We start from the raw sequence: 23016 nt of genomic DNA, 5'->3' as shown, positions 1-23016 counted from the left end.
TTTCGATAGCTCCCGTATTGAAAATGAAGCGTGCTGCGTCCGCCGTATTCTCGTTCGAAGTTGTCTTTGTCCTATTCCTCTTTGCAGGACGTTTCAAAGAAGACCCCCGATTTGACTGGGTCCCTGTTGATACGACGGTTTTGCTTTTGCTTGGGAGCCTTGCTGCAGGAGGATGGGTGTTCTACAAACGTAAGGGTAAGATGCGCCGTAGCGCACTTCTATTAACAGGATTGCTGGGTCTGTTTTTTACATTCTGTGGATTCAGTTATTTCTGGAGTCCCTCGACTGCATACGCAGTTGAAAAAATTGGGTATCTTTGGGTTTTAACATTTTGGTCTTTTCTTGGGTGTGCATTTATCATTAGCCGAGACCAAGCGCGCTTGCGCCGGTTTTTTGTAGTGCTAATGGTCTTTTCGTCTTGGTTTGTATTCGAGGCGCTAGGTGCATTTTTACGTGCCGACCTGACCGGTCAGCAGGTGTATGCATTGGGGACGCGCTATCTGGGGCTTGGGCGCGTTATAGGACTCGGATCCATTGTGCTGTTCATATATGCTATATCAGCAACGAGGAGCAGAATACGTCGGCTTCTGTTCCTTGCCCTCTTCTTTGCGCATGTTGCCACCCTTCTGGTTATTGGAGGCAGGGGACCGCTCTTAGCAACTGTAGCCGGGCTCCTCGTTCCCGTGTATTTTGGTACGGACTGGGATATGATGAGGGCCAAGGTTTCGGTTCAAAGGTACGTAAAGCCAATCATAGCAAGTCTCTTGGTATCTGTTGTAGGTGTCATCTTGTTTTTGCCTTCGGGAGCACTCACCACGGTCTTGCGCCTCCAGGTGTTGTTCTCGAATGATGTGGGGGCATCAGCGGGTATGCGAATCCAGATGTATGAGCAGGCGGTAGAGATATGGGCAGCTCACCCACTTGGGGGGGCAGGCATAGGAGGATGGCCCGTACTGGCAGGCTGGGGAGACCAAAAGATGTATCCCCATAATCTATTTCTTGAAGTATTATCCGAGTACGGGATAATAGGTTTTATCCTCGTTTCCACCTTTGCCTTCTACGCATTTCGGAAAATGTTTGCAGGTAAGCCCGTCAATAAAAGCATACTTAAGATAATAATATTTGCAATATTTGCAAACACATTCGTAAATGCAATGCTGACAGGGGACTTATCGGACAACCGGGTGCTATTTGCTATGGTGGGGCTTTTCCTGTATTCTCCTTCAGAACGAGATCAATACTGCCATCGAACATAGTCACAGCTTTCATCTATTAGGCAGTGCCTGAAAAGTAAGCGGGCCAGGCGGGAGCCGTTTCCAGCAAGGCAGTCGAAGCAGTTGTGGCAGAGTTACAGTGGCGGAGACCAACACTGCCGAGGCGTGCTATCTGACGGCGCGCAGTTCGCTAAAATTTTTCAGACGCTACCGGGCTGACAGACAATAAGGGTGGAATAACAGAAATGCGTTGCCTCCTTGCAGACTTCCACACCGGTACAACTGTACAGTCACATAAACTGGCATTGCACTCAACGTCTTAGAAAATGAGCCAAACAGTCTTGCTGGTTCGTTCCAGCGCTTTTCAGACATCTCGTCTTGCCAAAACAGCTTTTGCTCTTCGTGAAGCCGGGTACGAGGTTTCCATTTTGTCTTGGAGGCGAAAAGAGAACCGGGATGCCCCACCATTGCGGTCTCAACTTGATGAAGCCGGTTTTCCTATTTATGAGATATGGATTGGTGAGGCTCCCTATGCCCAAGGGGTTCGTGGTATACCCAAGCGACTTCGTTATGTATGGAGCGTGATGAAGTATGTACGTGACCACGACTTCGACGTTGTTCACGCCATTGACATCGATTCGGCTTTTCCGGTTGCTGCAGCCCGTTGGTTGGGATGGCACACAGGTGAGTTCGTCTTCGATATTGCAGACTACATTGAGCTCTATTATACGATCCCAGCGTCTGTGGGGCGAGCGGTAGCCGTTGTAAATCAATGGGTCCTGAAAAACGCTGATCTCATTGTGCTCCCCGATGAGAATCGTAAGCAGGGGGTGCCAAAAACAGATTGGTCTCGCACAACGATCGTAACGAATGCTCCCGACCTCGACGAAGGGGGTATCGAGGAGTTGCGAGATGCCAACTCCAAAACATCGAAACTCGACCTCTTCTACTACGGCTCATTTGCGGAAGATCGAGGCGTCGATGTGCTGCTGGATGCTGCGCGACAGTTGCCTGATACCAACATTTGGTTTGCAGGATGGGGAAATCTGTCCGATCGGATCGAGGAGGCGGCTAATCAGACAGAAAATGTTCACTTCTTAGGGAGCCTGTCTCATACCGAAGTCATGCAACAGGTCGCTGAAATGGACCTCATCGTTATTATGTACGACCCCGCGTACGGTGTCAATCAGATGGCCTCCCCGAATAAACTGTTTGAGGCTATGGCCCTCGGTAAACCCGTTGTTGTGGCACGTAACACCTCAATCGACGAACTTGTCGAATATCGAAAGATGGGCTGGGCGATCGACTACGACGCGAAAGCCTTGACGCACCTCGTTCAGTCGATCGATGATGAAGATATCGCAATTCGGGGGAAGCACGCCGAAGAGACCTATCAAGAATATGCGTGGCCGAAGTCGGAGCGGCGACTGACCCAGGCGTACGCGCAGTTGTAGAACAGCCGCATGCGAGACATAAGCAGACCTTTCTTTAGAAGCAGACCTCTTATGAATTCTGGCTCATCGAGTCGGATCCTGGTTCTCACACCGCGCTTCCCATTTCCCATCGTTGCAGGGGATACGCTCCGAATCGTGAATATGTGCAGAGCTTTGTCCAAGAGGCATACGATCACGCTGGCTTCGCTGGGAAGTCGCAAAGAAGCAGAAAAGCCAGACGTTGCCCAGGACGTGTTTGATGAGATTCATTATGTACATCACCCAGCGTGGCGTGGTGGGCTAAACGTTATCAGGGCGCTTCTATCTTCGCAGCCGCTCCAGGTTGCGTATTACAAGTCAGATCCGTTTCACAATCTCGTTCGCAAGTTGCTGCCTGAGCATGACCTGGTGCTCGCTCATCTTTTACGGGCAGGTCAGTTTGTAGAAGACGCTGATTGCCCCACCGTTCTTGAGATGACGGACGCCCTCTCGCTAAACTACGAGCGCGTCTCAAAGCTCAATACGTGGGGGATCAAACCACTACTCTACCGAATCGAGAAAGGCCGAATCGCACCGTACGAACGTGCTGCCGTTAAAAAGTTTGATCTTGTAACGCTGGTTTCAGAAGTCGACCGAGACTACCTGCTCCAAGGGAGTACGGCAATAGATGCAAGTAACATTGAGGTGTATACCAATGGCATTGACCTCGACGCGCGCCCCTACCGTGATCCGGGTGTAGCTCCCACCATCATATTCATTGGCAACATGAGGACGGTTCACAACCGAGAATCGTGTCTTAGCTTTGCCAATGAGGTGCTTCCTCTAATTCGGGACCAGATTCCTGAAGCCCGGTTTCGCATTATCGGCCACGCAACGGATAAAACCATACGATCTTTCGGATCAATAGATGGTGTTGACGTAACGGGGTGGGTCGATAGCATTCCGGAAGCAAGCCGGGGTGCGATTGCAGGTATGGGGGTCATGCAGGTTGGGGCGGGTGTTCAGAACAAAGTGCTGGAGTATATGGCGCTTGGGCTTCCAGTTATTGCGAACCAGACAGGTATTGAAGGAATCGAAGCAACGGAACGAACGCATTTTCTGAAAGCAGAAACTGCTCGGGAGGTTGCGGACTGTTTCCTAACGTTGTACCGAGACCAAGAGCTGCGCAATACACTCGCTCGAAAGGCACGCACATTTGTTGAAGAACATCATAAGTGGGAGGCCGTACTTTCTGGATTTGTTGAGGATATAGAGCGCATTACAAGAACATATCCATCTTCCAGGGAATCAGGGGCTGCGACATCCCAAAAAAGATAGACCGCTGATCAGGAGGCATGCAGTGCAAAAAGTACGGAGCCTTCTCTTAATATAATACCCCTGCCACAACAGTCGAAATCGTTCAAAGACCAAGACACATAGGTAGACACCATGAAGGTTATTAACGTTGTTGGTGCTCGTCCAAACTTTATGAAAGTGGCGCCTCTACATCGCGCCTTTCAGGAAGTAGGAATCGAGTCGCTTATCGTACATACGGGCCAACACTATGACGAGAAGATGAGCGACATCTTCTTTACGCAGTTGGAAATGCCCGAGCCTGACGTGTACTTAGGAGTCGGGAGCGCCTCGCATGCCGAGCAGACTGCGCGCATCATGACGGCGTTTGAGACCGTGATCGAAGATGAAACGCCCGACTTGGTGCTTGTGGTTGGAGATGTGAACTCGACTGTGGCGTGTAGCCTTGTGGCAACCAAGATGAACCTTCCTGTGGCTCACGTTGAAGCCGGATTGCGCAGTGGGGATCGGCGTATGCCCGAAGAGATCAATCGGATTGTCACTGACAGTATCGCTGATTTCCTGTTCGTTACCGAAGAGAGCGGCGTCGAAAATTTGAAACAAGAAGGGGTCCCCGATGAAAAAGTCGCTTTCGTCGGAAATGTGATGATTGATGCGCTCGTCTCCTTCCGAAAGAAAGCTGCGAAAACGCACATCCTGGAAGAACTCGGTTTGGATCCAGGAACGTACGTAGCCATGACGATGCATCGGCCCTCCAATGTTGATAACCGAGAAGGGCTTGGCGCACTGCTATCTACCATTGAACGTGTTGCCGCATCGCATCCGGTTGTGTTTCCCATGCACCCACGAACGGCAAACCGGTTTAAGCAGTTTGGACTCGCCGATGACGTGAAGAAAATTGCTAATCTGACGGTGCTCGAACCGCTGGGATATCTGGAGTTTCTGCGTCTTATGGAGCACGCTGGTACCGTTGTTACCGACTCAGGAGGTATCCAGGAGGAAACCACGTTCTTGCAAGTACCATGTCTGACATTGCGCGAAAACACGGAGCGTCCCATTACAATTGAACAAGGGACGAACGAACTCATGCCGTTAGATCCAGAAGCTGTGGCAGCACGCGTGGATGAACTCATGGGGGGCTCCCTTAAAGATGGACATATCCCGCCCCTTTGGGATGGAAATGCGTCCAAGCGTATCATTCAGTATCTTACGCAGCACATGTAGAGCCCTGAAGCATACGAGCGCGAGCCTCCTCAAAGTTAGCTGCGCGGACGTTCTTTTGCGTGAACGTCATCTCACAGAACGAAGGAAAGAGCCAATGTTATTGTGAATAGGCGAGCTTTTATTGAAGGGGCCCTCGCAGGAATGACAGGCTCAGCTGTACAACGCTGGGCACAAGTGGCCGAAGACGAGGGCTTTCAGCAAGTGCCAAATATCGAAGCGCTACGTGCGCTGCGAAAGAAGACAGGCGTTGTGTTCGTAGAAGGGTACTACGGCGAGGGAGACGGAGGCGGGGGAATTTTCCTTTGGGATCCAGACGCAACGCGACATAACAGGGGAGATGCCATCGCGCCTGCCCAAGATGGGGCCGGTCAGGCTGAGCCAGACCATGCGCCGGGGCGATGGATCCGATGGCAGCATACAAATACGTACGACATTCGTCTGTACGGAGCACATCCTCAACAGGAAGACAATAGCGAAGCGATACAGGCCTGTATAGATGCAGCATCTAAAGCAGGAGGATGTGCATATGTATCTGCTGGTGTGTATCGTATTGCGCGTCCCCTGGTTGTGCAGCCCTACATGACGCTCCGGGGCGAAGGTATGCAGTCGGTCATTCGGAAAACCTCGAATGTAAAGGGGCCGTCCCTTCAACGTTCGGTGCCCAATCGAGATGTGCAAGATGACTACAATGTAGACTGCGTCATTGCGGTGGATCGCCCCAATACAGATTTAAAGTTTAGCCCAGATGTGCATATTGCAGACCTTCGCATTCAGGGGAAGGGGCATCCAGATTGGAATCTGGAAGAACGCAATGCATTCGGGGTATACGCTCCTCGGCTTATGCGTGCTCGCATCGAAAATGTAAGCGTGGTTGGCGTTGACGTGGGATTTCACTTCAGCGAAATTATTGTGTCGCGTTTGAGCGGATGTAGGGCATCGCAAGGCCGTATCGGATTTCACGTTCCCGATTTGCAAACAGGAGGCGGGACAAGCCTAAGTCTCATTAACTGTTACGCGGCACAGATGGAAGAGTGGGGATATCGGCTCCGCGGACTCAGCTACTCTGTGCTGATAGGGTGTGCCTGTGATAACGTCAACACAAGTCAATCAGCTGGTGGGTACTTCTTAGGGGTGTGCCATGGCATATCCCTTGTTGGGTGTGGGTGCGAGGCTACGCCTGCTCCCATGCTTCGCATTCAACATACTGAGTTGGTGGCAAGCGGGGTGAAGGCTCATGCGATCAGAGGGAGCGAGGCTTCCGGTGCGAGCGCTTCTCAGGCTTATGTCATGACGCGAAATGCAACCGTGCAGTTTACGGGCTGTCGGTTCCCGCCACTACAGAGGCCAGGCAACACGCGAAACGAAATTCATGAAGAAGGCAGTCTCATCACATACACCAGTAGCGAACGACCTTCTGGTGGGCGAGGGGCTCATGTTGGCGAAGAGGCTGCGGTATTCTGTATAGGAAGCCCGGAAAGCGATGCTGAGGAGGACTCAACCAACGTACGGTTGACCCCTAACGGAATATCTGTGCAGGGAGAAGCAGTTGTAGGACGTCGCGTAGCGGCAATTGGCGCTGTTGAGGACAATACCGATGGAACCGCAGCGCGAACAGTTCAGCGCATACGTTCCGCCGATGCACTTGAAGCAATCAACGATAACTTTGCTACACTGACGGCCCAGATGGAACGTATTCGCAGGGTGTTAGGGGAAGGAGGGCACGGCCTCACAGAAGACAGTAATCCCCCAAATTGATACTGATGTATTGTGGAGCGAAGTTACAAAGCGTGTCGGCATAGAGAATTCCTGGCCTGGGAAACGCTGGATGGGGGAGAGGTGATGCAGGGAGGTAAGCACATTGGGGTTAGTCTCTTAATTGGCCTTTTATCCAGTCTTCTGCCTCTGCTCTCCCATGCACAAGATACAGAAATGCCTCCGTTGCGCTACCATCTCAGCACGAGTTCACAGACTGCCCTGCACGGCACTACTCCGTTTTGGCAGTATGCCAACACCTATGGACGACGTGAAGCGGGTAGCCGGTTCAACGGGACAACAGAGATACGGGCGCTCATGCCGTACTGGTCATGGGGGCCTGTAGATATGCAGGCCGGAGCTGCGCTGACGACGCGTTTTTCGGACACACCAAATACAGCGCATTTTTCAGAACTCTACGGTGCGATGCGATATCGTGCATTGCGGCTTCGCATCGGGCGGTTTCGACACATTGTGGGAGGCAATGAGGATGCGCTCTCATTAGGTTCGATGCTAATTAGCCGCAATGCCACACCGATTCCCAAAATCGAGCTTTCAACACCTGGGTTTGTCACAATTCCACTCTCTGAAGGTCGATTACGCATACAGGCATACTGGGCCGAAGGACAACTCGGAGCAGAGCGCCATATTTCACGAGCGCGTCTGCACCAGAAGAGTTTGCATGTGCGCGCTGTTGGCGACCAGTTTAGCCTCACCGCCGGCGTCACGCAGAATTTACAGTGGGCGGGTCGAGACCGTCCTAATTCATTGGAAAAGTACCGTGACGTTCTCTTCAGCGTTACAGGAGGGACAGGCGAAAATACCGTCGCCGCGTACGATGTTGCCGCTTCTATTGATTTGGATACGTGGCAGCTTCAAGCATATCGTCAGTTTTATCTGGAAGACTGGGTGGGGCTACTCTTCCGAAGTCCGTGGGACGGACTCTGGGGGATAGACATTAAGCGTAACGGACGCCACTGGGTGAGTGATGTCGTGTACGAGTTCATGAATACCATTCAGCAGGATGCCTTGCCAGGTTTGCCGGAAGGACGTGCGGGTTACTATACGCACTCTGGATATCGAAGCGGGTGGACCTATCAAGGTAACGTGCTTGGGAATCCCCTCATTCGTAACCCCGGATTCCGGGCGATCGAAAGCAATCCACAGGTCAGGGACGAGGTGCAAAACATTGCACCAACGCCCAACACCATGGTCATTGCACATCACCTCGGATTACGCGGACAGCCTACGCCACGCACCGAGTACGAAGCCCGTTTCACATATAGCCGTAATTACGGCATCTGCCAAGACCAAGTCATATCGGGAGAAGGGGCGTGCAGAATCGGATCAGGCGATACAGTTCCGCCTGATCTCGAAACCATCCCTCGTAGCCAGCTCCGTCAAGACCAGTATGCCACGCACCTGGACGTGCGCTATCTCTTGTCTGAAGTGCACGGGCTACGCCTTCGTAGTTCCGTGGCGGTGGATTGGGGCGCATTTGACGGCACGCAGGTTGGGCTCATGCTGGGTCTGCAGTGGGATGGAACGGTCGCACTGTAGCAGAAAGAGCATAACAAGAAGACAGATAAAGCGCTTTCATTACAAACTTCCTGCAATATTGATGCACATCGAACGACAGGCAAGCCGCGTCCTTGTATGCTGTGGATGACTTTATCCACTCGAAAGCGATAGCATCTATTCATGCGTTACCTCATCACAGGCGGTGCCGGGTTCATCGGAAGCCACCTGGCGGATCATTTGTTGGCGCAGGGTCATCACGTCCACGCGTTTGACAACTTGTCGACGGGCTCGCTCGATACCATTGCGCATCTGGCCAACCACGAACGGTTTGCGCTTACCATAGGCGACGTGTGCAACAAGTCGGCACTGGAAACGGCTGCCTCAGGATGTGACCGCATTGTGCACCTGGCCGCTGCTGTTGGGGTGAAGCACATCTTGGAGCATCCGGTCGAAACCATTACCACCAATGTGCGCGGCACCGAGCACGTGCTGGAGATCGCCGAGGCACAGGATAGCCTTACGCTTATTGCCTCTACGTCCGAAGTGTACGGCAAGGCGCTTGAAACCGTTGACAACCTCGACACGCTCGCTGAAGACGGTCCGTGGGTGCTGGGGGCCACCTCAAAGCGCCGCTGGGCGTACGCTTGTACCAAGGCCATGGATGAGTTTTTGGCACTTGCTTATGCCTCTGAGTACGGCACCCCGGTAATCGCTGCGCGCTTCTTCAACACGGTGGGGCCGCGCCAGACCGGGCAGTATGGCATGGTGGTGCCTTCGTTTGTCAAGCAAGCGCTGGCTGGTGAGCCGATTACGGTCTACGGCGATGGCCGCCAGACGCGTTGCTTTACGCATGTGCAGGATGCCGTGGAGGTCGTGGATTCGCTTATGAACACCGAATCTGCACATGGAGAGGTGTTCAATATCGGACGGCCTGATCCGATATCCATTAACACGTTAGCAGAGCGCGTACGCGAGCTTTCAGGGGCTGACGTGCCGATCAATCACATACCGTACGACGAGGCCTACGGCGATGGCTTCGAAGATATGCGCCGCCGCACGCCCGACATGAGCAAACTGCAAGCAGCTATTGGAACGCGTCCGGAGCGTGATCTTGATACCATTCTGCGCGATGTGATTGATCACGAACGTGCAAAGCAGCAAGACATGCACTCTGAAAATGGTGTTGCGTCTTTGACTGCTGACGCCTTTAATGGGGCATAGCATCTCTTAAAGCGCATGTGTCCTATGCAACAAAAGCACAAAATGACGATGGGTACACGAGAATGCTACAGCATCAGAACAAGTACGCTGTCCCCCATTTCTGCGTGCTTGCCTTTCATGTCTCTGGCTGTAAATGAATGACACACAGCACTATGACCGATATGGTACAGGCACTTCTTGCAAGTTCTTATGGGCTGGCTGCACTGGCCTTTGGAAGTGCACTGCTTACCGGGCTTGTGGCGACGCCGCTCATTATCCGATGGGCAAAGCGCATGGGATGGGTGGCGTACCCACGCGAAGACCGGTGGCATGCTACTCCTACTGCGCTCATGGGCGGCATTGGTTTGGTCGGCGCGGCATTTGTTGGGGGCGCAGCCAGTGGTACAATCGATCTGCTCTGGCCAGTCTGGGTCGGCGGCGCTGTGCTCTTTGTGACGGGCATATACGACGATTTGAAAGGCATGCCACCTGCCGGAAAGCTGATCGCGCAGATTGTGGCAACAGCTCTCCTCATGATGGAGGGCTACCTCTTTATGGGCGACTGGCACTGGGCCATCTCGGGGCCACTCACCTTTCTCTGGGTGGCCGGAATCACGAATGCCATCAACCTGCTCGATAACATGGATGGGCTGGCAGCGGGAGTTGCATGTATTGCAGCTCTGGTGATGTTGATGGTGGGCGTTCCAGTCGAGCTTTCGGCGGTCGTCGGGATTATGGCTGCCGTGGCTGGGGCTGCAGCAGGCTTCTTGGTCTTTAACTTCAAGCCTGCCAAGATCTTCATGGGCGACTGCGGAAGCCTCTTTTTGGGGTATATGCTGGGCGCAGGGGCCCTGGTGGTGCAGACGGAGGTGCCGGTGAATGCATCGTTTGCGGTCATGATCTTGCCGTTTGCGGTGCTGGCGGTGCCTATTTTGGATACCACACTTGTCATGATTGTGCGGCGATGGATGGGCCGCCCGGTATCGCAGGGCGGACGCGACCACACGTCGCATCGACTGGTATTTTTGGGGCTGTCGGAAGCACACGCGGTGCTCACGCTCTATGCGCTGAGCGCAGCCGGAGGGGCACTTGCGCTGGCGGTGCTCGTGGTAGATACGCTGCTGTTCTACGCCCTTGCGGCACTGGTAGGCGTGTCGCTCACCATGTTTGGGGTCTACCTGGCACGGGCCAACGTATATGCTGCGACCGACGACCCGTCCCCGGCTGGGGGCGACGGCGCGCCGGTGCATCGGTCGCCAACCGAGACCAATGATGCCCATCTGCTCTTCCGCCTCTTTGGTCACCGATGGAAGGCGGTCTTCGGCGTGCTGGCCGACAGTGCGTTGCTGGCTGCAGCCTTTGTGGTGGCTCACTATCTGCGGTTTGAGCAGGGGCTCACTGTATCCCAGGAAGAACAGATGCTCGGTGCGCTTCCGTTGCTTATCTCTATCAAAATTACGGTATTTGCCGCGATGGGCCTGTACCGGGCAATCTGGCGGCATGCAGGTACCCCCGAAATTGTGCGTACCATTGGAGCTTCATTCCTGGCCTCGGGCGCCAGCATTGTGGGGCTTGGACTTGTCTTTGCATGGGATGCCTTCTCCGTTTCCGTTTGGATTATCGACTGGATGGTCGTCACCTTAGCCGTGATCGGTGTGCGCTTCGGCTTTCGTGGGCTGCGACAGTATTTCCTGGCGCGCACTACATCCGGTCCGCGCGCTGTGATCTACGGAGCCAACGACTCGGGGGCGCTGCTTCTGCGCGAAATCCGGCAAAACCCAGAGCTTCCATACGACCCAGTTGGGTTTGTGGATGACGATCCGCTTAAAAAAGCGCAGCGTGTGCAGGGACTTCCTGTGCTGGGAACAGGGCAGCAGTTGGCGGCTGTTTGTAGGCTGTATCATGTAGATGTGGTGCTGCTGGCGCGCCGGGCAATGGATGACGATGAACGCTCGCTTGCCCGCAGCGCTGTTGAAAACGTGGAGGTACCCTGTCACGAGTTCGAAATGACACTAATGGACGCTCCGCAGACAACCCGGGCTTCGAGTGACGTACTTGCTCCCACGCCGTAGACATGAAAGTGTGTCCTGTACATCCTTATCGTAGAGCGCGTGCCCGTCATTGGAAGATGCACGTTGTAGCTTGAACCATTTACGCTGACCCTTCCTGATCTTTGCCTTCCATGAACACAAACGGCCAACTTAGTATGCCCGCTACCTCGCTTGTTAAAGCGTTCAACGACCACAGTGCAACCATTGGAGTTGCTGGGTTGGGATACGTAGGACTGCCGCTGGCCGTAGAATATGCGGCGGCGGGGTTCGAGGTCATTGGTATTGAACCGAACGAAACCCGCACGGCCCAGCTTAACGCGGGCACCAACTACATTGATGATCTGGACGATGCGCACGTGGCCTCACTCGTCGAGCAGGGACGGCTGCGCGCGTCAACCGACTATAGCGCTGCTGGAGACGTAGACGTATTTTTTCTGTGCGTGCCCACCCCGGTTACCGAACACAAAGAGCCCGATACCAAGTACATCGAGGCTGCTACACGCTCCATTGCCAAGCATCTGCGTCCCGGACAGCTCATCATCCTGAAGAGCACAACCTATCCCGACACGACCGAAGGGGTTGTGCAGCCCATTCTGGAGGAAGCCGCCGCTGAAAAAGGACTTGCGCTGGGCGAAGACTACTTCCTGGCGTTTAGTCCCGAGCGCATTGACCCGGGCAACAAAGAGTTCACCACAGCCAATACGCCCGTGGTCGTTGGCGGTGTAACAGATGCCTGTACCGAAGTGGCCGAAGCTGCCCTGCGCGCCATTATTGCACAGGTGCACGTGGCCCCCTCGCCGAAGGTGGCCGAGATGGAGAAGCTGCTCGAAAACATCTTCCGCTCGGTGAACATCGCCCTCGTAAATGAGCTCGCCAAGCTGTGCGATCGCATCGATGACCTGTCGATGTGGGACGTCATTGACGCGGCGAAAACGAAGCCGTTTGGGTTCATGCCGTTCTACCCTGGACCGGGACTGGGCGGTCACTGCATCCCTATTGATCCATATTATCTGTCGTGGCTGGCCCGCCGCTATGACTTCGAGACCAGCTTCATCACGCTGGCGGCACGCGTGAACGAAGGCATGCCGTATTACGTGGCCGAAGCCGTCGTTGAGCAGATTGCACGTCAGCCCGTTCGGCTTCAGGATGCGAAGGTGCTCGTGCTTGGCGTTGCGTTCAAGGGCAATGTCGACGACACGCGCCACTCGCCAGCCGAGACCATCATTCGCCTGCTGCGCGAGAAAGGAATTGACAAGGTCGCCTTTGCGGATCCGCATGTCGAGTCGTTTGCTGTTCATACGGCCAACAGCGACACGCGTCCAGTTCAGAAGCAGTCGCTTACGGCCGAAACGCTGCAAGCGTACGACGTGGCAGTGCTTGTAACCGATCACGAGGCATTCGATACCGAACTGATTGCAACGCACGCCAACGCCATTGTGGATACGCGCAATGCGCTAAGCGATATTACCGACGAACGGCGCAGTAAGATCTGTTTGCTGGGCGGAGGCCATGAAAATGGTACCCTCGCTGAAGTGGAGGCGGTGCCCTCTTCAACGGCATAGGCAAACCATACATATGGCCAGGCATGCTGCTGTATAGCATGTGCCTGCAACAACGGGCTGCTCTGTGGGGTACACAGCAGCCCGTATGTATTTGGCCCATTCCCTCTGCTTTGCTATGGCTACTGTACTGTTCTCAGCCCTCGCCGCACAGCCCGAAAACGCGACCTCTATTCCACTCGGCTTGGAGTGGATGCCCATTGCCAGCATTTTGGTGCCGGCCGTGTTACTGGTCGCCATCATCTACGCCGGATCCCAGAACGGCGCATACTAAGCCGCGCATCCACAGCGGTTCGTGGCACTCGTGGAAAAAGAGAGGCACAGCAATGGGAAATGACGTGACTCAGGCGCAGCTATCGAATTGGGTGGCCCCGCTACAAGACGGCACCGCGGCATACACGCTGCTGGCCGTGTGCCCGACGTCCGACGCTGTGCTACGTGCGGCACTGCAGGCCGCCAGCCAGGCCCAGGCCCCCTTGCTCATTGCTGCCACCCGCAATCAGGTCGACATCGATGGGGGATACACGGGCTGGACGCCCCAGGCTCTTATGGATCGCACGGAGATCATCTGTGCATCGCTTTCGGAAGCGCCTCCAGTCATAACCTGTGTGGATCATGGTGGGCCGTGGTGCAAAGATGCAGAGCGGAATGCAGGGGCGTCGTGGCACGAGGCCAAAGCCGGAACGCAGGCCACCCTTCGCGCGGCACTTGATGCCGGATACCGCTACGTACACATTGATGCAACAATAGACCCGCACCGCCACGGTCCGCCCCCGGTATCCGATATGGTCGACCGTACGGACGCGTTGCTTCGGTGGACCGAGGCGTACCGCCGTGAGAACGGCATGCCACACATCACCTACGAGGTTGGAATCGAAGAGGTGGCGCCGCCCGACGTTACAGATCCAAGCAAGCGGCTGGAGGCATTTCTTACGCAACTCGATGCAACGTTGCCCTCCGACATGGCCCCCACCTTTGTTGTGAGCGACGTGGGCACGTCATTTGGCACCGGGCAGTTCGAGGCCGCCCATGCGCAACAGGTGGTTGAGCAGGTGCGGGCGCATGGGGCTCTTGTAAAGGCGCACTACAGCGACTTTGTGGATGCGCTGGATGCGTACCCGCGATGTGGGATGGGCGGCGCAAACATTGGACCGGGGCTTTCGGCAGTCGAATATCAGGCACTGCGCGAACTGGAGGCCCTGGCCAAAGCCATTGATGCCACGCCGACCTGGCACAACGCCCTGCGCAACGCGCTTGTACGCAGTGGGCGCTGGCGCAAGTGGGTCGATCACGACGGGGCCTTCGATGCGCTGGACGACGAGACCCAGAACAGATTGCTGGAAACAGGAAGCCGGTACGTGTGGGCCGATCCCGAGGTTGAAGCAGCACGCACGGAGCTCTACGACCAGGTAGCGCGCTACCGCGATGCCGACGCGTACGTCGTATGGCGCCTGCGTAGCGCGGTCGAGCAGATGTTACACCTGCTGAATCTGGTAGGTCGGGCTGATATGGAAGCCGCGATAGCATAGGAAGGGCCTACGTGGGCATACATCACCGCCACGGCCGGTATTCTTTGGGAAGCTGATCGGCGATGCGCTTAAACGCAAAGTAGCCTGAGCGCGTCACGCCGTACGGATCTACAATGTCGCCCTTGTAGTCAATTGTGGCCGGACCGCGCTCCAGCCATATCTGCGACGTTTGAAACCGCTCGCCAAGACGTACACCGCCTTGCTGCCCGCGTGACTGTAGCCAGGCACGATAGGCTTCCGACTCGGTGGCGCCGGTGTACACGATCTCCACAGCACCCTCAAAGTCGAGCACGCGCTCATTGTCGGTGGCGCCGGGCTCCAGAATTTCCGACACGTCGTTGAGGGGAAAGCGCTGCCCGCTGAGTTGCGGAGCAGGAGCAAAGGGGCCATCCGAGACAGCAGGGGTAGACGTCATGGGGCGCATGTAGAGCCGGAACTGCTGTTCCTCAAGTTGATCGGCAAGGAGAGCCAGCATAAGATGATGAAACGACCCCAGATAGGCTTGGCGGCGCTGGCGGTCCCATGCAGCCTGCTCCTGTATAGAGCCGTCTAACGCCTCAAAGAGGGGCTCGCCGTCCCACCGCGTGCGCGACCGGGTGGTCTGAAACTCCTTCAGGAAGTAGGTGAGGCGATAGCCCAGCGCCTGGTTTTCGATTTCAAGCGTTTCAGCGGCGTAGGCCGTGAGGTTCGACAGGCGGCCCGAAAAGCTAAGCACTTCTGGATTCAGGATCTCAACCTGTTCTGCGTTGGGCGTTTCGCCGATAAAGGCCTCTTTGAAGCGTTCAAAGCGACGCATCCACTGTTCATCGCGCTCGGCCTCCACAACGACCTCGCCAATCTCGATAGGAGCCGGCGTGAGTGCAAAATCGGTGACGACGATACCGGGTTCGCGCAGGTTCAGGTTGCGCGTGCCCGCCTCGTAGCCCACGACCGAGACGTACAGCCGCTGCGCGCCGATCGGTACGTTTCGGATTTCGTAGCGTCCGTTTGCATCGGCGGCGGCCCCACGCGTCGAGCCGGCGATAATAACGTTGGCCCCCGCAAGTGGCTCGCCGGTCTCTGCATCTGTTACAATACCGACGAGCGTAGCCGTACCGCGCAGTTGGCCGCTGGAGGTGGGTAGAATAAACAGGGCAAAGAGCCCAACGAAGAGTAAGCCCGAGACAAGAGCGCGATGAAAGAGCATGGCATCTACAGCAAAAAGAGAAAGTAGCGGTTCAATACTACGTGATGGAGGAAAGATGCAAGGAGCCGGAGCCGGAGAGCGCCGCCCGGTGCGCATGTCTCTGGCGCGGGCTGGCGTGAGTGAACGGAGGACTGTTGCCCCAGGAACAGGTTGCATCAGGAGGTAAGGCCTACCCACTACCAAAGAAAACGACGATCCTTTCTGTAAGACGCAGTACGTAGAGGGAGGTTACAGCACGGAGTTCTGCGCACAAAACAGGTGCATCTACCTTGCACATCGTAACAGACCTGTTAACAGAGATGTGATAGATTCGACTATCCCTTTAACAATGAGATGTCACGTATCTACCTCGATACATATTACGTATAGTAAAACGACAAAGTTACTTTCTGGAGTTGATCAGTCTGGGGGCGGAAACCTATCATGAGGGTGTAGCAATCCGGTGCTGCACCCGTCATCACCCATCGAACAAACGAGAGGCCTAATATAATGGAAGAACTCATAGCACAACTTGGGAATGCAACCTTCGAGAATTACGTGGGATTAGAGTCAGGCTATTCGGAGATGGCCTACCAGTTGTCGGCCCACGTGCTGACGCTGGGCTACGCTGTGATGCTGGCAGCGCTGCTGTACTTTGTGCTCACCATCAAAACGGTAAAGCGCAAGTTTCGGATATCGAGCGTGCTGTCGGTCGTCGTTATGGTGTCGGCCTTCCTGCTTCTGTATGTACAACAGCAAAATTGGATCAGTGCCTTCCAGTACGACACGGAGGCGGGCATGTACATGCTGAGCTCAACCAACCCGGGAGACCTGTTCAACAATGGCTACCGGTACTTGAACTGGCTCATTGACGTACCAATGCTGCTGTTCCAAATCCTGTTTGTGGTAACGCTCACGACGAGCAGCTTCACGTCGGTGCGAAACCAATTCTGGTTCTCGGGCACAGGCATGATCCTCACCGGATACGTCGGGCAATACTACGAAGTTACGGACCCGACACTGTTCTTTGTTTGGGGTACGATTTCGACGGTCTTCTTTTTCCACATTCTGTACCTGATGAAGCAGGTGATTGACCAAGGAAAAGAAGGTATTCCGGCGAAGGCTCAGCAGTACCTGGGTACCATCTGGACGCTGTTTCTCATCACGTGGATGCTCTACCCTGGTGCCTACCTGATGCCGTACCTCTTTGGTGGATTCACCGAGCCTGCTCTCAGTGAGGTTGCTGTCGTTGGCCGCCATATGACCTACACCGTTGCCGACGTTGGGTCGAAGGTCATCTACGGTATCTATCTGACGCTCGTTGCTCAGGAAATCAGCAAGGCGGAAGGATATGACTGGGAACAGATGGAGGAAGGAGCAACAGCATAACGGGTGTGCATGCTCCACTCCTATCCGAACGTGAAAAACCCTCCACTTGCTCGCTGACTCGTGACTGAGTTGGTTTTGCAATCAAGTTCAAGATGAGCAAGGAGCAAGTTCGAGGACACTACAAAGCGCTTTCCTGGGTCCCATGCCAGGAAAGCGCTTTTTGTTGGGATCCCCCTTGCTTTTCTGGTAGCGGTTCAATGGTAAGTGATTGTCATGTGGTCTACACCATTGTAGGACGCCCAACCTCCCTGGTCTGTCGAGCTTCGCCGAAGGTGTGATCCTCTGGACATCTCCCCCTCGAAAAAAGGAGAGAAACCTATCCAAGTCCGCAGGACGACGGATGGAGCGAAGCGGAATAAAGAGAGAAGGGACTCGAACGAAACAAGGGTACGATGTCTCGTAGCTTTATCACGTAGCGTCTGACCGTTACCTTTCCTATATTTTTTCCACATCTGGGTTGAGCGCTGCTCAAGACAATATGTGTCACAAAGTCAGCACGCCGCTACATGAAATAAGCGTTAATGCTGTGTTACGCGTTGCTTATGTGTTCACATGCCGTCTACGTTCATAGTCGTATCTTGCAGATTGAAAGGAACATGCCGCACGAAGTGCTTCGCGTAGATGTGCTGTATGCTGATGCAGAAAAGCGCATCTTGGTTTAAAGCGTACCGTGGTTATGAATGAGCACAGTCCGAACGATGTGTTCGCGACTACCGCGCCTGCAACTGTTCAGGCACTCTGTATTACGGCGCTGTTTCATTAGCAATGTCGTAAGCGTGCCAGACGGGAGCCTTCCGCATCCACTTCTGCAGTGCTTCCTGATCATCTTTACTCACTGGTACCTATGCTATCATGTTACGAACCGCTTTTTTCACTGTCTTTATCTTCGCCTTATTGGGCGCCGGAAACGCAGCCTGGGCACAAGATGGCAACATAACCGGAACAGTGCTCGACTCCGAAACGGAGGAGACGGTACCCGGCGCCAACGTAGTCATTGACGAGCTACAGCAGGGAACGGCGACCGATGCACAGGGCGCGTTTGAGCTTAGCGGTATTGCACCGGGCGATTACACGCTCACGGTGTCGTATCTGGGCTACGAAACCACGTCTACACCTGTCACGGTGGAAGCTGGCGAAACGACCGAAGTTGAGATCATGATCAGCCCCGGCGCTGTCGAACTCGGCGACGTAGTGGTGACGGCCCTTGGCATTGAGCGTGACGAGCGTTCTTTGGGATACGCCGTGCAAGAAGTCAGCGGCGAAGAGCTCGCAGGCACCGCCGAAACCAATTTCGTAAGCAACCTGCAGGGACGCATTGCAGGCGCTGATATCTCTACATCAAACTCGATGGGAGGCTCAGCACGCATTGTGCTGCGTGGCGCACGCTCGGTATCAGGTAATAACCAGCCGTTGATCGTAATCGATGGTACGCCGCTTGACAACTCCAGCTTTACATCAGCCGGTCAGGCTGGTGGAGGCGGTGGATACGACTACGGAAATGCTGCCCAGATGATTAATCCAGACAACGTGGAGTCGGTCTCGATCTTGAAAGGACCGAACGCCGCCGCGCTGTACGGGTCACGCGCCGCCAACGGTGTCATTGAGATCACCACAAAGAGTGGTGAAAGCATTGCCGATGGCGTCATTGGGGTCGACATCCGCACCAGCGCCAGTACCAAGCAGGTGTACGGCTTGCCCGATTACCAGAACACGTACGGCGGGGGCTCATGGCGCCCGTTCAGCATGAACGACCAGGGCCAGTACATTGTCGACTTTGGTACGGACCAGTCGTGGGGCCCGCGCCTTGATGGGCGCCCGGTGCGCCAGTGGTACAGCTACGATGACGTGAATGGCCTGCTCGGCGAAACCACGCCGTGGGAAGCCAATCCGAATAACGTAGAGGACTACTTCAACACGGGTACCGTGTTTAACACGTCGGTGGCGTTCTCGCAGGGCGGCGAAAACTTCAATTATCGCGCGTCGGTCAAGAACGTGATGGAAGAAGGCGTCTACCCGAACAGCTCGCTCGACCGCAGCTCGGTGAGCTTCAATGGCTCGCTCGATCTGTCTGAGAAGTTGTCCACAAACTTGCAGGCGACCTACACGAACACGCAAGGACAAGGGCGTCCGGGTACCGGATACGACGGACGCAACGTCTTCCAGCAGTTCAACCACTTTGGCCAGCGTCAACTCGACCTGGGCGAGAACAGCTACATGCGCGACTACGAGCGCCCCGATGGCTCGCAGCGCGGATGGAACTGGACCGGAGGCGAAGAAGGTGCCCGAGCGGGTGACCTGATCTACTTCGACAATCCGTACTGGACGCAGTTCAACAACTTCCAGGAAGATGAGAACGACCGCATCTTCGGAGGAGTGGGACTGTCGTACGATGTAAATGACGACCTGCAACTGTCTACCAGCGCACGGACAGACCTCTACACCGACCGTCGCCAAGAGCGTGTTGCCGTGGGATCCACCATTCAGGATCAGTACCGCGAAGAAATTCGCCAGGTGCGCGAGATAAACGCGCGTGTACAGGCGGACTACAGCACGCAACTGACGGATCAGTTCAGCCTTGATGCCTATGCCGGGTCAGACTACCGATACAACAGTTATGACCTGAGCATCGGTAACACGCAGGGCGGACTCAGCCTGCCAGGGGTATACACGCTGGAAAACTCCATTAGTCGCCCAGCGATCACCGATTTCTTTGAAGAGCGGAAGCTGATCGGCGCCTACGGAAATGTCACATTCGGATACAACGACCTGGTGTACGTTGATGGCTCGCTCCGGAACGACTGGAGCTCCACGCTTCCTGAAGGCGAAAACTCGTACCTCTACCCGTCAGTGAAGGGAAGCTTTATCTTCAGTGACCTCAGCACATTCGATAATGTTAACTTCCTCTCGAATGGTAAAGTGCGTCTTGGATGGGCCCAGGTCGGTAACGATACGGATCCCTACCAGCTGCGCCCGGCGTATGACCTTGACGTTCCGTTCCGGGGCAATCCGGTACAGTCTGTTCCGGGTCAGCTAAACAACCCCGACCTGAAGCCCGAGATTACGACTTCGGTTGAGGCCGGACTGGAACTGGGGCTGTTCGAAGATCGCCTCGCGCTCGACTTGGCTGTGTATCGCGATGTCTCGCGTGACCAGATTCTGGGTGTAGAGGTCTCACGAGCCAGTGGCTACCAGTCGCTGCTTGTGAACGCTGGTGAAATCGAAAACCAGGGTGTTGAGCTGGCGCTTAGTGGATCGCCCATCGTAAACGATGACATGCGCTGGGATGTAACCGTGAACTGGGCCACCAACAGCAACGAGGTGATTGAGCTTGATGAGAGCCTTGGCCTCGAAAGCTACACGATTGGTGGCACGCCCTTCGGACCCGATGTGGTAGCCCGTGTTGGGGAGCCGTACGGCACGCTCTTCGGAGTGGGATATCAGTACGATGATGAAGGTAATATCATCCTCAACTCGAGCGGCATCCCGGAAACAAGTGCCCCGAAATCGCTGGGTAGCTATACGCCGGACTGGACAGCGGGTCTGCAAACGTCGTTCTCGTACAAGTCGATCGACGTGAGCGCATCGCTGAACGGCCAGAAAGGCGGTAACATCTACTCCGTCACGAACATGTTCGGTATGTACAGTGGCCTCGTTGAGGAAACGGTTGAGGGCGATGTTCGCGAAGTTGGCTTCGTGCCCGATGGCGTCTACGAAAACGACGCTGGTGAGCTTGTCGAATGGACCGGTCGGGTAGATCCGAACGCGTTCTCCATCAGCGGATTCTTCGGCAACAACGAAGCGAATACCTTCGATGCCACCCACATTAAGCTGCAGTCGGTAAGCGTGCGCTACACGCTCCCTGAGATGTGGTTTAACCGCACCCCAATCCGGACGCTGTCCGTTGCGGTGCAAGGAACCAACCTGGCTACGCTCTACAAGAAGACGCCGCACTTTGACCCTGCAACCGCGCTCAGCGCGACCAACCTGCAAGGGGTTGAGGCCGGCCAGATTCCGCCACAGCGTACCTACGGCATCTCGCTGAACATGCAGCTGTAACGCACGGCGCAGCGTAGCAGGGGGCTTCTGCCCATGCAGGTGTAGAAGCCCCAGCTGCGCGCTTTATCCGCTCTCCTACTGCTAAAGATCTACACTCTGCAATGTACACACTCAAACGAACTGTAGCTCTCGGGCTGTTATGCGTGGCTGTGCTCTTCGCCGGCTGTGACCTGACCGAGATTAACGACACCCCGAATACGTCTTCTGACGCTCGGCCTGATTACATCTTCACAAATGCCACCAAAGATGTTGCCGAAACCTACTGGGGGGAATTCACCCTCGGGCGCTTTGGTAACATTTACGCACAGTACTGGACACAGAATCAGTACACCGCTGAAGATCGCTACCTCTTTCCACAGGAGCGTTCTGGCGTGCTGAATGGCATGTGGGGCGATTATTACCTTGCGATTCAGGACTTCCAAGAAGTTGTTGACCTGAACGAGAGTAGCCCTGAGGATACCAACCTCTTCGGGGAGCCCGCCAACCAAATTGCGATGTCGAAGATCATGCAGGCGTGGACCTACCACGTTATGACCGACATCTGGGGGCCAATCCCTTTTGATGAAGCCATCGGCGGCGATGAGAATCCGATTCCGGCGTATGACTCGCAAGAGGAAGTATACAATGGCATTCTTGCTCTTATCGACGATGCGCTTGGGCGTATCAATACAGATGCCGATGCCCTGCGAGGCGATGTTGTGTTCGGCGGCGATATGACACAGTGGGCGCTCTTCGGGAATGCACTGAAGCTGCGAGTCGCCACACGCATGTCCGATGTCGATAGTGGGACGGCTGAAACGGCCATCTCAGAAGCCTACAGCGCGATGGAAGCGTTGGGAGGTCCGGAAGAGTACGAAGGGGCTTACATTGCCTTTGATAGCTCACCGCCCTATCAGAATCCCGTCCATGAAAACTACGAGATCAACGGGCGCGATGACTGGGCCGTAACCGAGAACCTGCTCGGCTACATGAATGACAACGATGATCCGCGTCGTTCAGCATACGCAGAGTCGGTTGATGGCGAATTTGTGGGCTATCCGTACGGACTGGAAGAAGGGCCTGCACAGGCGCTCTACTCGCAGGGCGGTTTCTCGCGTCCTGGGGATGATGTGACTGCGGCGGACTCGCCCGCCTACCTGCTTCTGCAAGACGAAGTGTACTTCGCCTTGGCCGAAGCAGCCGAGCGTGGCTTTGTAAGTGGCAATGCAGCTACCTTCTACGAAGACGGCATCCGTTCCTCCATGGCGTTCTGGGAGGTGTCGGATGAGGCTGCGATCGATGCCTACATCGATGAAGTGCCATACGACGGTGGAAACTGGCGCCAGTCCATTGGTGAACAGAAATGGATTGCGCTCTACATGCAGGGCATCCAGGGATGGGCCGAGTGGCGCCGCCTTGACTTTGAAGGCATCGTACGCGCTCCTGAAGGCGGAGCTGCTGTGGATGCTGTTGCTGACCTGGATCCTGCCGTAGCCGTTCGGATGACGTATCCGACCGATGAGGCCAACCTCAACGGTGCCAACCTTGAAGAGGGCATTGGCCTGCTTACCGGAAGCGGAGGCGACTCCCAAGCCACGAAGCTGTGGTGGGACGTCAACTAACTGTTTCTGGTGCAACCCTGCCTTTTCCC

15 protein-coding genes are annotated in these 23016 nt (G+C 55.2%); 14 read left to right on the top strand and 1 reads right to left on the bottom strand.

Going from position 1 to position 23016, the window contains the following annotated elements:
- Positions 1–23: 23 nt before the first annotated feature.
- From CRI93_RS04570 to CRI93_RS04525, 11 genes are all read left to right on the top strand, one after another.
- Complete coding sequence (locus CRI93_RS04570) at positions 24–1256, top strand: O-antigen ligase family protein (protein ID WP_098061431.1); 1233 nt, start codon at positions 24–26, stop codon at positions 1254–1256.
- Positions 1257–1540: 284 nt separating this feature from the next.
- The gene (locus tag CRI93_RS04565) at positions 1541–2668 is read left to right on the top strand and encodes a glycosyltransferase (protein ID WP_098061430.1); all 1128 of its coding nucleotides are present in this window, start codon (positions 1541–1543) and stop codon (positions 2666–2668) included.
- Positions 2669–2719: 51 nt separating this feature from the next.
- The gene (locus CRI93_RS04560) at positions 2720–3964 is read left to right on the top strand and encodes a glycosyltransferase family 4 protein (RefSeq protein ID WP_176521691.1); all 1245 of its coding nucleotides are present in this window, start codon (positions 2720–2722) and stop codon (positions 3962–3964) included.
- A 111-nt stretch (positions 3965–4075) separates the two neighbouring features.
- Complete coding sequence (wecB, locus tag CRI93_RS04555) at positions 4076–5164, top strand: non-hydrolyzing UDP-N-acetylglucosamine 2-epimerase (protein WP_098061428.1); 1089 nt, start codon at positions 4076–4078, stop codon at positions 5162–5164.
- 141 nt (positions 5165–5305) lie between these two features.
- Positions 5306–6919 (top strand): glycosyl hydrolase family 28-related protein, encoded by a 1614-nt coding sequence (locus CRI93_RS15670; RefSeq protein WP_098061427.1) that lies wholly within the window; start codon positions 5306–5308, stop codon positions 6917–6919.
- Between the two features lie 84 nt (positions 6920–7003).
- Positions 7004–8476, top strand: a complete 1473-nt coding sequence (locus CRI93_RS04545) for a capsule assembly Wzi family protein (RefSeq protein WP_425436961.1) — start codon at positions 7004–7006, stop codon at positions 8474–8476.
- 141 nt (positions 8477–8617) lie between these two features.
- Positions 8618–9658 carry a GDP-mannose 4,6-dehydratase gene (locus CRI93_RS04540; RefSeq protein WP_098061425.1) on the top strand — a complete coding sequence of 347 codons (1041 nt, stop codon included), beginning with the start codon at positions 8618–8620 and terminating at the stop codon, positions 9656–9658.
- Between the two features lie 152 nt (positions 9659–9810).
- Positions 9811–11709: a hypothetical protein gene (locus CRI93_RS04535; RefSeq protein WP_176521688.1), complete on the top strand. Its 1899-nt coding sequence runs from the start codon at positions 9811–9813 to the stop codon at positions 11707–11709.
- A 134-nt stretch (positions 11710–11843) separates the two neighbouring features.
- Positions 11844–13250 carry a nucleotide sugar dehydrogenase gene (locus tag CRI93_RS04530; protein ID WP_098061423.1) on the top strand — a complete coding sequence of 469 codons (1407 nt, stop codon included), beginning with the start codon at positions 11844–11846 and terminating at the stop codon, positions 13248–13250.
- Between the two features lie 115 nt (positions 13251–13365).
- Positions 13366–13521 carry a hypothetical protein gene (locus CRI93_RS15320; RefSeq protein ID WP_176521687.1) on the top strand — a complete coding sequence of 52 codons (156 nt, stop codon included), beginning with the start codon at positions 13366–13368 and terminating at the stop codon, positions 13519–13521.
- Between the two features lie 52 nt (positions 13522–13573).
- Positions 13574–14776 carry a class II D-tagatose-bisphosphate aldolase non-catalytic subunit gene (locus CRI93_RS04525; RefSeq protein WP_141491566.1) on the top strand — a complete coding sequence of 401 codons (1203 nt, stop codon included), beginning with the start codon at positions 13574–13576 and terminating at the stop codon, positions 14774–14776.
- 22 nt (positions 14777–14798) lie between these two features.
- On the opposite strand, the gene CRI93_RS04520 is transcribed toward CRI93_RS04525, so the two are convergent.
- On the bottom strand, positions 14799–15962 hold the full coding sequence (locus CRI93_RS04520) for a carboxypeptidase-like regulatory domain-containing protein (RefSeq protein WP_176521686.1): 1164 nt from the start codon (positions 15960–15962) through the stop codon (positions 14799–14801).
- Positions 15963–16451: 489 nt separating this feature from the next.
- On the opposite strand from CRI93_RS04520, the gene CRI93_RS04515 reads away from it, so the two are divergent.
- The 3 genes from CRI93_RS04515 to CRI93_RS04505 all read left to right on the top strand — a co-directional run bounded on the left by CRI93_RS04515 (position 16452) and on the right by CRI93_RS04505 (position 22987).
- A complete protein-coding gene (locus CRI93_RS04515) occupies positions 16452–17330 on the top strand; it encodes a bacteriorhodopsin (protein WP_098061420.1) in 879 nt (292 codons plus the stop codon).
- An 852-nt stretch (positions 17331–18182) separates the two neighbouring features.
- Positions 18183–21386 (top strand): SusC/RagA family TonB-linked outer membrane protein, encoded by a 3204-nt coding sequence (locus CRI93_RS04510; RefSeq protein ID WP_098061419.1) that lies wholly within the window; start codon positions 18183–18185, stop codon positions 21384–21386.
- A 101-nt stretch (positions 21387–21487) separates the two neighbouring features.
- On the top strand, positions 21488–22987 hold the full coding sequence (locus CRI93_RS04505; protein ID WP_098061418.1) for a SusD/RagB family nutrient-binding outer membrane lipoprotein: 1500 nt from the start codon (positions 21488–21490) through the stop codon (positions 22985–22987).
- Positions 22988–23016: the final 29 nt, after the last annotated feature.

Origin of the sequence: Longimonas halophila, from assembly GCF_002554705.1 — a bacterium.
In the GTDB taxonomy this organism is placed as follows: Bacteria; Bacteroidota; Rhodothermia; order Rhodothermales; family Salinibacteraceae; genus Longimonas; species Longimonas halophila.
The sequence above is the reverse complement of the archived record's forward strand: the minus strand, read 5'-3'. Positions and strand labels throughout refer to the sequence as shown.

What these genes read in the sequence shown, in the direction of transcription:
- CRI93_RS04540 (WP_098061425.1), top strand. Translation starts at nt 8,618, where the DNA reads ATGCGTTACCTCATCACAGGCGGTGCCGGGTTCATCGGAAGCCACCTG.
- CRI93_RS15320 (WP_176521687.1), top strand. Translation starts at nt 13,366, where the DNA reads ATGGCTACTGTACTGTTCTCAGCCCTCGCCGCACAGCCCGAAAACGCG.
- CRI93_RS04505 (WP_098061418.1), top strand. Translation starts at nt 21,488, where the DNA reads ATGTACACACTCAAACGAACTGTAGCTCTCGGGCTGTTATGCGTGGCT.
- CRI93_RS15670 (WP_098061427.1), top strand. Translation starts at nt 5,306, where the DNA reads ATGACAGGCTCAGCTGTACAACGCTGGGCACAAGTGGCCGAAGACGAG.
- CRI93_RS04570 (WP_098061431.1), top strand. Translation starts at nt 24, where the DNA reads ATGAAGCGTGCTGCGTCCGCCGTATTCTCGTTCGAAGTTGTCTTTGTC.
- wecB (WP_098061428.1), top strand. Translation starts at nt 4,076, where the DNA reads ATGAAGGTTATTAACGTTGTTGGTGCTCGTCCAAACTTTATGAAAGTG.
- CRI93_RS04515 (WP_098061420.1), top strand. Translation starts at nt 16,452, where the DNA reads ATGGAAGAACTCATAGCACAACTTGGGAATGCAACCTTCGAGAATTAC.
- CRI93_RS04565 (WP_098061430.1), top strand. Translation starts at nt 1,541, where the DNA reads ATGAGCCAAACAGTCTTGCTGGTTCGTTCCAGCGCTTTTCAGACATCT.
- CRI93_RS04545 (WP_425436961.1), top strand. Translation starts at nt 7,004, where the DNA reads ATGCAGGGAGGTAAGCACATTGGGGTTAGTCTCTTAATTGGCCTTTTA.
- CRI93_RS04525 (WP_141491566.1), top strand. Translation starts at nt 13,574, where the DNA reads ATGGGAAATGACGTGACTCAGGCGCAGCTATCGAATTGGGTGGCCCCG.
- CRI93_RS04530 (WP_098061423.1), top strand. Translation starts at nt 11,844, where the DNA reads ATGCCCGCTACCTCGCTTGTTAAAGCGTTCAACGACCACAGTGCAACC.
- CRI93_RS04535 (WP_176521688.1), top strand. Translation starts at nt 9,811, where the DNA reads ATGACCGATATGGTACAGGCACTTCTTGCAAGTTCTTATGGGCTGGCT.
- CRI93_RS04510 (WP_098061419.1), top strand. Translation starts at nt 18,183, where the DNA reads ATGTTACGAACCGCTTTTTTCACTGTCTTTATCTTCGCCTTATTGGGC.
- CRI93_RS04520 (WP_176521686.1), bottom strand. Translation starts at nt 15,962, where the DNA reads ATGCTCTTTCATCGCGCTCTTGTCTCGGGCTTACTCTTCGTTGGGCTC.
- CRI93_RS04560 (WP_176521691.1), top strand. Translation starts at nt 2,720, where the DNA reads ATGAATTCTGGCTCATCGAGTCGGATCCTGGTTCTCACACCGCGCTTC.